The organism is Kitasatospora sp. NPDC094016, assembly GCF_040304045.1.
GTDB lineage: Bacteria > Actinomycetota > Actinomycetes > Streptomycetales > Streptomycetaceae > Kitasatospora.
Genome location: NZ_JBEOUK010000012.1, coordinates 94,620 through 107,578 on the forward strand (window position 1 = coordinate 94,620; position 12,959 = coordinate 107,578).

The 12,959-nt window shown below is 71.5% G+C and carries 8 protein-coding genes and 1 riboswitch; of the genes, 2 read left to right on the plus strand and 6 right to left on the minus strand.

Going from position 1 to position 12,959, the window contains the following annotated elements; genetic code table 11:
- Window positions 1-13: 13 nt before the first annotated feature.
- Window positions 14-2,305, minus strand: a complete 2,292-nt coding sequence (locus ABT015_RS14360) for a hypothetical protein (RefSeq protein ID WP_350879268.1) — start codon at window positions 2,303-2,305, stop codon at window positions 14-16.
- Between the two features lie 347 nt (window positions 2,306-2,652).
- Here ABT015_RS14360 and ABT015_RS14365 point away from each other — a divergent pair, with 347 nt between their 5' ends.
- Window positions 2,653-3,558 carry a trypsin-like serine peptidase gene (locus ABT015_RS14365; RefSeq protein WP_350879269.1) on the plus strand — a complete coding sequence of 302 codons (906 nt, stop codon included), beginning with the start codon at window positions 2,653-2,655 and terminating at the stop codon, window positions 3,556-3,558.
- Window positions 3,559-3,861: 303 nt separating this feature from the next.
- Here ABT015_RS14365 and ABT015_RS14370 read toward each other — a convergent pair whose 3' ends face one another.
- The 3 genes from ABT015_RS14370 to ABT015_RS14380 form a co-directional block, all read right to left on the minus strand.
- On the minus strand, window positions 3,862-4,401 hold the full coding sequence (locus tag ABT015_RS14370) for a GNAT family N-acetyltransferase (RefSeq protein ID WP_350879271.1): 540 nt from the start codon (window positions 4,399-4,401) through the stop codon (window positions 3,862-3,864).
- A 475-nt stretch (window positions 4,402-4,876) separates the two neighbouring features.
- Window positions 4,877-7,027 carry a CLIPPER-2 domain-containing protein gene (locus tag ABT015_RS14375; RefSeq protein WP_350879272.1) on the minus strand — a complete coding sequence of 717 codons (2,151 nt, stop codon included), beginning with the start codon at window positions 7,025-7,027 and terminating at the stop codon, window positions 4,877-4,879.
- Between the two features lie 287 nt (window positions 7,028-7,314).
- Window positions 7,315-8,172, minus strand: coding sequence for an alpha/beta fold hydrolase (locus tag ABT015_RS14380; protein WP_350879274.1), 858 nt, complete (start codon window positions 8,170-8,172; stop codon window positions 7,315-7,317).
- A 100-nt stretch (window positions 8,173-8,272) separates the two neighbouring features.
- On the opposite strand from ABT015_RS14380, the gene ABT015_RS14385 reads away from it, so the two are divergent.
- Window positions 8,273-8,683 (plus strand): winged helix-turn-helix transcriptional regulator, encoded by a 411-nt coding sequence (locus tag ABT015_RS14385; RefSeq protein ID WP_350879275.1) that lies wholly within the window; start codon window positions 8,273-8,275, stop codon window positions 8,681-8,683.
- A gap of 202 nt (window positions 8,684-8,885) precedes the next feature.
- Here the strand turns inward: ABT015_RS14385 and ABT015_RS14390 are convergent, their stop codons facing one another.
- Both ABT015_RS14390 and tkt read right to left on the minus strand, forming a co-directional pair.
- Window positions 8,886-9,728: a siderophore-interacting protein gene (locus ABT015_RS14390; protein ID WP_350879276.1), complete on the minus strand. Its 843-nt coding sequence runs from the start codon at window positions 9,726-9,728 to the stop codon at window positions 8,886-8,888.
- Window positions 9,729-10,040: 312 nt separating this feature from the next.
- On the minus strand, window positions 10,041-12,269 hold the full coding sequence (tkt, locus tag ABT015_RS14395) for a transketolase (RefSeq protein WP_350879277.1): 2,229 nt from the start codon (window positions 12,267-12,269) through the stop codon (window positions 10,041-10,043).
- A 437-nt stretch (window positions 12,270-12,706) separates the two neighbouring features.
- Window positions 12,707-12,911: riboswitch (cobalamin riboswitch) on the plus strand.
- The last annotated feature ends 48 nt before the right edge of the window (window positions 12,912-12,959 follow it).

The window sequence follows — 12,959 nt, forward strand, 5'->3', positions numbered from 1 at the left end:
CGCGGGGTGCGGGCTACTTCTTGGCCGGTGCCTTCGGGACGGCGTTGTACGGGTTGTGGTGGTGGTCGCCGATGTGCAGCTGCTCCTCCGGCGCGCCGGCGAGCCTGGGTAGGACGTGGGTGCCGGTCGGGTCGGTGATGACGATGGCGTCGCCGTCGCGGCGCACGTCGTGCGGGGAGCCCTTGGCGTAGGAGGCGAGCTCCGCGCCCGGGCCGGTGGGGGTCGAGTCGGCCACCGTACCGAACACGTTCGTGGGCAGCGTCAGTGCGGTCGCCGTCGCGCCGAGCGTGGTGTTCGCGGACTGCTCGCCGCCGTACGCGGCGCCGAAGGCGGCGCCGCCGGTGACGGTGGTGCCGGCGGGCACGGTGACCGGCACGGCGGTGCCGGAGGCCCCCTGGAGGGTGACCACGCCGCCCTGGATGTAGCCGGTGGCCGAGCCCGTGTTCTGGGCGTGCTGCCAGCCGGCCTGTTGCTGGAGGACCGTCCCGGAGTCGGTGAGGGTCTGGTTGACCACCGGGGTGTCCGCGGTGAACCAGGTGCGGTAGGTGGACAGGATGCCGGTGAGGGTCTGCAGGGCCAGCTTGTCGTCGGTCAGGTTGGACTGGTGCATGAAGAAGGGCCGCGGGTCGTTGGACAGCACGTACCCGAGGGTGATCCTGACCTGCAGCGGCAGGACGTAGCTCGACCAGGCGGTGTTCGGGTCCAGCGGCGCGATGCAGGTCGTGGTGGCCGGGTTGGCCTCGCAGTTGCCGCTGCCGCCGTTCGCCTTGGAGGTGTAGAGCCAGTTGTACTCGCTCACCTCGTCGGCCTGGGTGGAGACGTTGTAGAACACGTTGACCGGGTGGCGCGGGGTGCCGAGCGCGGAGGCGATCTGGCGCTGCCCGCTCTCGCGGGAGGCGTCGACACCCAGCCACTGGATGTTGTTGGCACTCAGCGCGGCCAGGAAGTTCGGGTTGTCGTCGGGCTGCTGCGGCAGCATCACGGTGCCGGAGTGCTCGCCCGCGACCAGCTCGTTCGGCCGGAACGGGAGGCCGTTGGCCTGGGCGAACTGGATGTTCTGGGTGATCTGGGAGCTGATGGTGGGCTGGTCGACGTATTCGATGGCGCCCGAGGCGTCGGTCTGGCACCGCCAGGGGATCACCGAGAAGTCCTGCACGCAGCCCAGGAACGGGTGGTCGTAGGTGTGGTTGACCCACCGGAAGCTGCTCTTGTTCGCCAGCAGCGCGTCGCTCAGCGGGTCGTCGCCGCCCTGCTCCTCCTGGTACTCGACACCCGGGCCGGCGTTGAACAGGAAGTCCAGGGTGTAGCCGTTCTGCTGCTGCCAGTTCACCGTGTCGGTGACGTCGGAGGCGGCCATCCGGATGGGCGTGGTGTCCGGTACGCCGGCGGCGCAGTCGCCTTCGCCCGGGGTGCACTTGCCGCTCTGGCTCCACCGGGAGTTGGCGTTGAACAGGTCGTCGATGTGTGCCGAGAAGTAGTTGCGCCAGTAACCCAGGTGGACGCCCCGCGTCACCCAGTCGACGATCCCGTGTGCGAGCAGCCGGAACTGCTGCTGGTCGTAGTTGTACGCGAAGGTGAGGACCAACTGCTGGCGGCCGCCGCTGGTGTAGACACCTGCGAGCACGCCCTGCGTCGAGGTGCCGGGCACCGTCTCGGTGAGGAACGGTTCGAAGTGCGAGCCGGTGGCCGGGTTGTCGGGCAGCGGCGTGGCCAGCGCGCCGTACGAGCCGGTGCCGCCCGCGGTGCCCTCGAACGGCACCGGGCCGTTGAGGTAGCGGAAGGCGTCGGTCCGGGCGGAGGAGGACGCGGTGGCGGTGGTCGCGTCGAGCGAACCGGTCCACGCGGGCGTGTTCAGACCGGTGTTGGTGCCCGGCCACACGTAGGAGTCGACCTGCCGGACGTGGTAGGCCTGCTCGTAGCCGGTGAGGGCGGAGAGTTCGGCGGTGGAGAGCTGGCTCGGCGCGTCGTTGGGCAGGACGACGCCCTCGAAGTGGCCGTGCGGTGTGCCGTCGGCCAGGGCGTCGGCGAGGAAGGACGCCGTGAGGGTCACGCGGTTGCTGCTGGTGAGGTCGACCACGGTGGTCGGCACGCCCTCGGAGACCAGCTGCTTGCGGATGCCCTCGACCCACGGGTTGCCGTCCGTGACGACGAGGACGTTCAGGTCGACCCGGGAGGTCGCGGCCGCGGCCGGGACGACCGTACCGAGGGATATCACCGCGCCGGCCACGACCAGCGCGATCAGCGGCAGCGCGCGGAACGGCGTTCGGCCCGCGCGCGGGGCAGGACGGGGCTTGAGGAGTCTCATGGCGCCCACCCTGGCGCAGCGGGCGGTCGCTACGGCCGCGTTCTGACAGACCTTGACCGATCGATGGCGGGGTTTTTGGAAACGGTTCTCGTTTCGGAAGCTTCCCCGTAACCGCCCGCGCACCTGCGGCCCGGTCCGAGCCGGCCGCACCGGGCGGGCCGCCGAACCCGGGGGTCGTCTTTCGTCAGCCGCAGGGGCATCGGGCGGGCGGGGTGGGGTTCGAGCTCCTGCCGGAGGTCGCCGACGCCGGTCGCTACGACGGTCATTGACATGTTGTTGACTCGTTGTTGACATGCGGCCTCCAAGCTGACGGGACAACACACCCCACAGCGAAGGAAAGGACACCCATGCGCATGCGCGGTCTCCTCGCAGCAGTCCTGGTATCGGTGGCGGCCCTCGGCCTGGCCGTGCCGGCCTCGTCCGCCGCACCGGCCACGGGCGCCACACCGATCGAGAGGGTCAGCGGCAAGAGCCACGTCGTGATCAACCCGGCGGATGCCGGCCGTACGAGCTGGACGCCCGAGAAGGAGAGCTCCCTCGACGGCCAACCGCTGACGATCCACGCGACCGAACCGACCGTCAGCCCGAAGGGAGGCGCCAAGGCCAACGCCAGCGCGACGGCCGGCGCCAAGGCCAGCGTCTGGGGCACCACGGGGCGGCTGCTCACCGGGGGCGGCGTGTGCACCGCCAACGTCGTCTCCAGCGCCAACCGCGACGTCATCGCCACCGCCCGGCACTGCGTGGAGGGCGGGCACGACTTCACGTTCGCTCCCGGCTACGACGCGGGGAACGCCCCCTACGGCTGGTGGACCTGGCGGGCGGCCGGCTGGGTCGACGCCCCCGCTCCGCAGGGCGACATCGCCTTCATCGTGCTGAACACGCTGAACGGCCGCCACATCGCGGATGTCGTCGGGGCCACCGGCATCGGGTTCAACCGGGACATCAACAACTACGCGCACATCATCGGCATCCCCGGAGTGGTTCCTGCCAGCCAGGAGCACATGCTCTGGTGCGGCGGCCAGCCGGTGGCCGGCCCCGAGCAGCCGCCCACCGCGCGGATCGACAACTGCATCGGACTGGGCGGAGGTGCCAGCGGCGGGCCGTTCTTCGTGAACTACGACCAGAACGACGGCTCGGCCGTGCAGACCGGCGACTTCGTCACGGGCAACAGCTGGCAGGGCAAGTGGTGGGCGGTGAGCGCCTACTACCGTGACGACGCCTACAACGTCTTCAACGGGGCGCAGAACGCCTGATCGCACACGCCGCACCAGCCTCCTGCCCCAGCACTCCAGCCGGAGCTCACTGCCGAGCCCGCTGGAGTGCCGGGGCAGGAGGCCGGTGCTGCTCCGCGCCAATTCCTGAGCGGCACATCCGGCGCGACGGCCACGACCGGCACACGCGCGCCGGGCCCGCGCCCGCCTGGACGCGCGAGAAGCGCCCCTCTCCGCCACGAGAGGACGACAGGTGCGCCGGCTCCCGACGGCGTCTGGCCGAGAACCCACAGGTCCCTCCCGCGCGCAGGTGGGCGGGTGCTCACCGGCGGTTGCGTCGCAGACTCAATCGGACGACGTGGCCGGGGAGCGCATGCCAAGCCACTGCTCGGCGCCCCAGGCCTCGAACCGCTCCAGCTCGGTGAACCCCAGCTTCGCCGCCAGACGCATCGAGCCGACGTTGGCGCTCTGGGTGGTGAGCACCACCGGCTCGCCGGGAAGCGCGTCGGCGAGCCAGCCGAGTGCCGCCGCGCACGCCTCGGTGGCGTACCCGAATCCCCACGCCCGCGGCAGGAACAGGTAGCCGAGATCGATCTTCCCCGCGGCAGCCGGACGGCGGTGCCCCGTCGCCCTCCTGAGCAGGATCTGGCCGATCATCGACCCGTCGAGGTCGACGACGAAACTCCCGGGCCACCGCTCCGGCGCCCCGGGCATCTCGCGCTCAAGCTCGTCACGCGGCCGGGGGCCACCGAGGTAGGCGTGCACCTCCGGCGAGGCGAGCAGCTCGATGAACTCCGCACGGTCCCGGATCTCGGACTCACGGAGCACGAGCCTCCCGGTCCTGACCGGCTCAGGCGGCCAAACCACAGCTCCCAGATCTTCCATTCGCGCACGCTAACAGGTGGTCAACCCAACCGACCCGGCACCCCGGGACACAGCGCCCCAGGGCGGCGGGCACCGCCGGGACGGCTGACATCGCCGGGACGGCCGGCGGCAGGCCGGCGAGTTCCCCGCCGGCGACCTCACCGAGCAGTCCCGCAGCATCGACAACCCCGCCGACTTCCCCTCCCCGAGCGGGACGGGAAATCCTCCTGTCCTGGAGGCCTGAGCGCGGTTACCCGGGCGGGGGCGCGCCGAAGAATTTCCGGTCTCGACGGAAACAACGGCAACAGCGGGGACGGCGAGCCTCACGGGGAAGGACAACACCGGACCCGCCGCCGGTGGAGACGTGGTCCTGAGCGTCGGCGAGATCGGTTTCCGCGAGGGGTCCGGGCGGTGGGCGGTCGACGAGGTCGGCAACCAGTCGACCGGCTACTGCCCGGACGTCAGCTCGTGGCCGGCCGGGGGTGGCGAGGTAGCGTCAGTCATCTTCCTGGTCGGTCGCTGGCTCGGTCAGCCCCTTGCGGCAGTGGCCGTGGCCGGGGTGCTTGTGGCAGTAGGAGTCCTTCTTCTCCCCCACGGTGATGGTGGCCTTGGCGGGTTCGCTGACGATCGGGTTCCCGTGCGGGTCGGTGGCCGCCGCGAACGCCACGTTGGTGATGTCGCAGCCCTTCTCGCCGCCGCCGCGGTGGTGGGCCGTCTTGCAGGCTTCGATGTCGGCCAGGGTGATGGTGTAGGTGCCGTGGCAGGTGGTGCCGGCCCCCGGCGTCAGCGTGGTCGCCTCGCAGCTGACGCTGGCGATGCGGTCGTCGTCGACCAGCACGCCGTGCAGGTCGGTGCTGCCGGTGTTGGTGACCGTGTAGGAGTACTCCACCGTGTCGCCGACGGCGTAGGGGCCGTGCGAGAGGACCCGCTTCTTCAGGGTGAGGTGCGGCTCCCCGATCGGCAGCGTCAGCTGGGTTTGCGGGGACGTGACCGGGTGGCCGTTCGCCGTACCGGTGGCGGTGGCGGTGTTGGTGACGGAGCCGGCCGCAGCGTCGTTCTCGGTGATCGTGTACGTGCCGTGGCAGGTGGTGCGGTCGCCCGGGCTTCCCGCCGGGGCGAGTGTGGTCGAGGCACAGGTGATGTCGGTGACGTGGTCGTCGGTCACGTGGACGCCGGTCAGCTCGGTGCCCCCGGTGTTCTGGACGATGTAGCGGAAGGTGACCGTCTGCCCGGCCGCGTAGGGGCCGGGCGTGTGCGCCTGCTTCTCGATGGCGAGGCCGGGCGGCCGTTCGATCGGCACGCTCTGCGAGGACGGCGGCGAGGAGACCGGCTGGCCATCGGAAGTACCGGTCGCAGTAGCGGTGTTGTCGATGGAACCGTGGGTCACGTCGGCGGCGGTGACGGTGTAGGTGGCGGTGCAGGTGACCGTATGGCCGCTCGCGAGCGTCGTCGTGGGACACGAGACCGGGCCGACCTTCGGGTCGTGGACGGCGAGGCCGGTGATGTCCGTGGCACCGGAGTTGGTGACCACGAAGTCGTACGGCACCCGCGTCCCGGCCACCAGGTCACCGGGCAGCGGCTGCCGGACCTGCTTGACGAGGTTCAGCTGCGGCAGCGGCTGGTTGCTGCTCACCACCACGTTGCGGATGAGGTGCACGTCGGTGAACAGACCGGTGGAGGCCGCGAACCCGAACTTGTAGGTGGCGGGCACCGGTTGCGGGGCGGGTGTGCTGAGCACCTGGTGGGAGCCGGTGCCGTCGTTGAAGTCGACCGACACGGTGAGCACCGGGTCGGGCGTCGGGGTGAGCTCGACGTGGACCCGGCGGCGCGAGGGTTCGAGCGCGGTCTCGGCCTGGACGGGGGTGGCCCCCGGGGGCAGCGTGGTGAGCGGTCCTTGCAGGGTGCCCGGGAGCGTCGACGGCCAGGGTGGGGTGGTGCTGAAGTTGCTGGTGGTGGCGGTCAGGAAGCAGTAGCCCTCGATCCCGTCGCCCGGGCCGCGCACCGTGACCATGTTGGCCCCGGGGCCGGGGACGCGGAACGCCGTCCCGGCGGGCGAGCGGGTGGGGCAGCCGTTGCCGCGGTGCTCCCAGTCGCCGAAGTAGTTCCCGAGGACATCGAGCCCCACGCCCAGGTAGCCGCGGTCCACACCGGGCAGGAAGGTGGCGGTGGGGTCGTCGTCGGGAAGCTTCTGCGCGTATCCGAGGCTGCCGCCGAAGGCGCCGGGGTGGGTCAGCGCGCCGTCGCCGTTCACCAGGAAGAACGAGATGCCGTCGGCGGGGTTGGCCGGGGTCGTGCTCCCGTACTGCCATTGGTCGAAGGTGACATCGAGGCCCTGGTTGGCGGGCAGCGCGTGGTTGTAGAGGACCGCGCCGGCCTGGTCGTTGGACGCGTCCGTCAGCCGCAGGTAGCCGTGCGGCGCGCCGTCGGGGGGCGGCACCGGACCCACGCCGCCTGGGCAGCCGCCGAGTGGGTGGTCCCCGGGGCCGGGCGCGGCGGCAGCCGGCGCGCCGGTGAGGCAGGCCGACCCCACGCCGGTGAACTCCGGGGCGGTGGCCTGGGTGAACGTCTCGCTGACCAGGGGCGAGCCGCCGGCCCGGGGCTGTGACTGGGCGCCGGTGTCCAGGCCCAGGGGAATTCCGGCGCCCATGATCAGGGCCAGGGCTCCTGCGGCGAGCCGGGCCGTCCGGACGCGCCGCGGGCGCTGTCCAGGAGGGGCTGAGTGCTGTTCATGTGTCATACCCTCACATATAGCAGTCACTCTAAGTATTCATCGTCAAGACAGGCTGTTACGAACCTGGCCGTCGGGCGACTGCGGTTCGTCCTGTCCGAGTCGCCCGGGAAACACGGGGCAGGTCCCGAGGCCTGGGCATTGAGGACCACACCATGGTCATGCTCGACGCGGACACCGCCGGCTACGTTTCCCGCCCGCTCCGGTCACTTGGGCAGATCGGCGGACAGGAAGGGAGCAAGGAGCGCGAACAAGGCGTCGGGGCGGTCGAGGGGGATGATGTGGCCGCAGTCCTGGAGATGGTGTCCGACCAGGTCGTCGGCGATGGGGCGGAGTTGGCGTTCGAGCCCGGTGCCGACGGGGTGAGAGCCGACGGCCATGGTGGGCATGGTCAGCCGAGCCGTCGCGGCGGCGTCCAGGATCTGCTGCGCGCTGGTGGGCAGGGCCCGGTAGTAGGAGAACGCGCAGCGAAGGGCCTCGCTCCCGGTGTACGCGTGGACGAAGGCCGCACGGATGTCGTCGGGTACTCCTCGCCCGAGCGTCCCCGAGTCGAGGAACCAGTCGATGTACGGGGTCTCGTTGCCGGCCAGGACGGTCTCGGCGAGGCCGGGGACGGCGTGGAAGCCGAACCACCACGGGGCGCCGCCCGCGACGACGTGTTCGACTCCGGGCAGGCGGCCGAGCAGTGCCTCCATGACGACCAGGCGCCGGACAAGGCCGGGCCGGCGCAGCGCGAGCAGGACGGCGGGGGCGGTGCCCGCGTCGATGCCGACCACCGCTGCCGAGGGCTCGCCGAGTGCGTCGAGCAGTCCTTCGACGTCGGCGGCCAGGGTGCCTGCGTCGTAACCCTCGACGGCACGTGTACTGGCACCGAAGCCTCGCAGGTCCGGGGCGATGACCCGGTACCGTCCGGCCAGTCGGCCCATGATGCCGCTCCACAGTTGCCAGGTGTGCGGGAAGCCGTGCAGCAGGAGAACCGCGGGTCCGTCCCCGGCGATGGCGACGTTGAGTTGGACGCCGTTCGTCGCGATGCGGCGCAGTTGGTGTGCGGTGGTGACGGGCATGACGGCTCCTCCGACTGGTTACCATTGGTGACCACAGAACGATAGGTAACTGTCCGACCGCTTCCTAGACGGCACTTTCAGGGAAGGTGGTGAGCCACGGGTGACCACCCCAGGAGCACGGGCCGCCGGTCGTGGGGTACGCGGCGATCTGTTCGATCCCCATTGCCCGACGCGGCAGTTGCTGGACCGCATCGGTACGAAGTGGACGTCCATGGCCGTCAAGACGCTCGCCGATGCCGCACCGGACGAGGTGCGCTTCGCAGAGCTGAGACGCCGAATGCCCGGCGTCTCGCAGAAGATGCTGTCCGTGACGCTGCGAAGCCTGACCCGCGACGGGCTGGTGTCGCGTCGGGTCGAACCAACCGTGCCGCCACGGGTCTTCTACCGACTCACCGGACTCGGGCTGTCCCTGGAAGCCGCGCTCGCGGGGCTGCGGACCTGGGCGGAAGAGCACATGGCCGAGATAGACCGCGCCAACGAAGCCGGCGACCAGGAGGTCGATGAGGGATAGGCAGGCCGGTTCCGCGCTCAGTACCGGTTGGCTCGGGTGCTCGATGCGGCCGGCGTCGCCACCCTGCCGCCACGCCCGACAAGGCGGCGGACCCTGCTCCCTGGACCACCCGGTCCGAGACCGGTCCCCGCACCAGGTGGATGGCGCGGGGACGGAGGGCGGGCAGAGGCTGGTGGGGCGGGCGGCTACCCGGCGGCGCGGATCAGCCGGCCGACTCCTGCTCAGCCTCCACCTGGGCGTTCCACTCGCGCTTGGCCGCCCGCCAGGCCTCGTCGCTCTGACCGGACCGCCAGTAGCCCGAGACCGACATCCGCTCGCGCGGGATGCCCCGCTCCAGGCGCAGCAGGCGCCGCAGTTCCTTCACGAAGCCGGCCTCGCCGTGCACGAACGCGGATGCCGTGCCGGCGGGGAATTCCAGCGCGCCCACCGCCTCGACCAGCGCCTCGCCCACCGGGCGGGCGCCGCGGTGCAGCCAGCTGATCTCGGCCCCGGCGGGCGAGACGATCTTCTGCTCCTCCGCGGCGTCCGCGACCTCGATGAAGGCGTGCACGACGGCATCGGCCGGCATCCGTTCCAGCGCAGCGGCGATCGCGGGCAGCGCGCTCTCGTCGCCCACCAGCAGGTGCCAGTCGGCGCTCGCGTCGGGGGCGTAGCCGCCGCCGGGGCCCAGGAAGCGCACCGTCTCGCCGGGCTGCGCGCGGGCCGCCCACGGCCCGGCCAGGCCCTCGTCACCGTGCACCACGAAGTCGATGGTCAGCTCGCGCAGGGCCGGGTCCCAGGCCCGCACGGTGTACGTCCGGGTGATCGGCCGCTGCTCGGGCGGGAACTCCTCGCGGATCCGCGCCATGTCGAAGGGCTCCGGGTAGCTCACGCCCTCGGGCGCGAAGAGCACCTTGACGTAGTGGTCGGTGAACTCGGTGGCGTCGAAGTCCTCCAACCCCGCACCGCCGAGGACCAGGCGCACCATGTGCGGTGTGATCCGCTCGGTGCGCAGCACCTGTGCTTCGCGGGCCTGCGGTGTCCGGCGGGTCGGTTGGTCTGCCATGGTGCCCCCCTGGGCTGTGTGGTCGCGCTTCTCGGTTAGGCTTGCCTAAGTTAGCACCCTTGGGGCGATGCTCGGCCCAGGGACGGCAGCCGATCCCCATTCCGCCCACGACCGGGTACGCCACAGCCCTGGCAGCCCTGGCGCGGGTCGCGGACGCGGCAAGGACCTGCGGATGCCGCCCTGACCGGTCTGCCGGCCGGCTTCGGCGACGTCTCGGCGGCCACCGCCACCAGCCCCACGACACTCTGATCACCAGGAGCGTGCCGACGGTGCCGGGCCGCGCGAAGCGGACATCGGCCTCCTGCCCACCGTTCAAGTGTCGGAGCGACTGATGTCCCCGGTGCCACCTGCGGTCGGGGTGGAGGTCTGCCGGTGGCCGCCGGGACGCGGTGCCCGCCGGGTGTCGAGGACGCTGTCGCGGGCGGCTGCGGCGATCGCCTGGGGGGTGATGCCGAACTCGGTGTACAGGCGCTGGTAGTCGGCGGACGCGCCGTAGTGCTCCAGGCTGACGATCCGTCCGGCGTCGCCCACCATCTCCCGCCAGCCCTGTCCGATGGCGGCCTCGACGCTCACCCGGGCCCGTACGTACGGGGGCAGGACCTGGTCCTGGTAGTCCTGGGGCTGGGCGGCGAACCACTCCCGGCAGGGCATCGACACCACCCGCACCGCGAGTCCCCCGGCCGCCAGCAGGGTGCGGGCCTCCAGGGCGAGGTGCACCTCGGAGCCCGTCGCGATGAGGATGACGTCCGGCGTCGCGCCGCCCGGAGCCTCGGCCAGGACGTACCCGCCCCGAGCCGCTTCCCGTGCGGGGGCGAACTCGCCGCTGTCGCGGTCGAGGACAGGCAGGTTCTGGCGACTGAGGACCAGTCCGGCCGGGCGGTCGCCGTGTTCGAGGACGGTGCGCCAGCACGCGGTGGTTTCGTTGGCGTCGGCTGGGCGCACGACGTCCAGACCGGGGATGGCCCGCAGTGCGGCCAGGTGTTCGACGGGCTGGTGGGTGGGGCCGTCCTCGCCCAGGCCGATGGAGTCGTGGGTCCAGACGTACGTGACCGGCAGTCGCATCAGGGCGGCCAGCCGGACGGCGGGGCGCATGTAGTCGGAGAAGGTCAGGAACGTGCCGCCGTAGGGGCGGGTCAGGCCCTGCAGGGCGATGCCGTTGAGGATCGCGCCCATGGCGTGTTCACGGATGCCGAAGTGCAGGGTGCGCCCGTAGGGGCCGCCCTTCCAGTTCTTTGTCTGGCGGCCGGTCGGGACGAAGGACGGCTGGCCGACCATGGTGGTGTTGTTGCTGCCGGCCAGGTCGGCGGAGCCGCCCCACAGCTCGGGCAGGACCGGGGCCAGCGCGGTGAGGACCTCGCCCGAGGCGGCGCGGGTGGCCATGCCCTTGGCGTCGGGGGGAAAGGTCGGCAGGACGTCCGCCCAGCCGTCGGGCAGCCGCTGCTCCCGCAGTCGGTCCAGCAGGACGGCGCGCTCGGGGTTCGCCGTGCGCCAGGCCGCTAACCTCTCGTCCCACTCGGCGTGCACCTGCCGACCGCGGTCGGCGGCCTCGCGTGTGCGGCCCAGGACGTCCTCCTCGACGACGAAGTGCTCTTCGGGGTCGAAGCCCAGCAGCCGTTTGGTGGCGGCGACCTCGTCCTCGCCCAGCGCGGATCCGTGGGCCTTGCCGCTGTCCTGCTTGGTCGGGGCGGGCCAGCCGATCACGGTGCGCAGCATGATCAGCGAAGGGCGGCCGGTCTCCTGCCGGGCGGCGCGGGTGGCCGCCAGGAGCGCGTCGACGTCCTCGACGTAGCGGCCGGTGCGCGTCCAGTCCACGGTCTGCACGTGCCAGCCGTAGGCGGCGTAGCGGGCCGGGACGTCCTCGCTGAAGGAGATGTCGGTGTCGTCCTCGATGGAGATGTGGTTGGAGTCGTAGAAGACGATGAGGTCGCCGAGTTCCTGGTGCCCTGCCAGGGAGGCGGCCTCGCCGGTGACGCCCTCCATCAGGTCTCCGTCGGAGGCGATCACGTAGACGTGATGGTCGAAGGGGCTGGTGCCCGCTTCGGCGTCCGGGTCGAGGAGACCGCGTTCGCGGCGGGCGGCCATCGCCATGCCCACCGCGCTGGCCAGGCCTTGGCCCAGCGGGCCGGTGGTCATCTCCACGCCGGGGGTGTGCCGGTGTTCGGGGTGCCCGGGGGTGGCGGAGTCCCAGGTCCGGTAGGCCTGCAGGTCCGAGAGTTCCAGGCCGTAGCCGGCCAGGTAGAGCTGGATGTAGAGGGTCAGGCTGGAGTGGCCGCAGGAGAGCACGAAGCGGTCCCGTCCCAGCCACCGGTCGTCGCCGGGGTCGTGGCGCATGACGTTCTGGAACAGCAGGTACGCCAGTGGGGCCAGGCTCATCGCGGTGCCCGGATGGCCGTTGCCGACCTTCTGCACCGCGTCGGCGGCCAGCAGCCGCACGGTGTCCACCGCCCGCGCGTCGACCTCGTCCCACCCTGCCCGCCCTGCCACCGGATCCGCGAGGGATTCGTCGCGCCGCGCGGTAGCGTCGTTCTGGTCGTTCGCCATGCCGTTGCTCCTTCGTCTCGGCTTGTCGTCCATCGTTCCTGCGGCACTGGGCGGGCACGACCGCCGGGCCGTCGCCCGCGTGGTTGCTGGTGATGTACGAACTATGCCCAGGGGTGGCGCGCTGTCCGGCACGACACACCCTTTCGGTGAGCCGCTCCGCCTCGTCGCTTGCCCCCGAAGTGGGGAAACACACCCCTGACCACCCGTCGCAGGTCCGCGGGAGGGCGTGCGCGGGCCCCCCTTCGACGGCACGGTGCCTCCGCCGCCGAGCAGGGTCGGTGACGGCGTGCTCGATCCGCTCGACGCCGACGACCGTCCACGTCTCCGCCCGCACCTGAGACCCCCGGCCGGGCCCCGTGGCCGATCCCTCCCGCAACCCCGGGAACGGTCCAGACGATCAGCCCTCGGGCTGGCCAGCACCGACCTGACCACGCCTGATACCTTTCCATCGCCGTGGTGTACGGGAAACCGGTCTGAGTCCGGTGCGGCCCTCGCCACTGTTGCCGCGGAGTTCCGCGGCCCTCGCTGACCGGCTTTTCCAGCGGTCAGGGCCACTGGGCGGGCTGGAAGAGCCGTCCGGGAAGGTCGGCCGCGGCGTGTCGATGCGGAAGCCAGGAGACCGGCCACGGCGCTACATGTTCCACGAGGGTTTTGGAGAACACGTGCCCAGCGGTCTGCCGCATCCGTTCC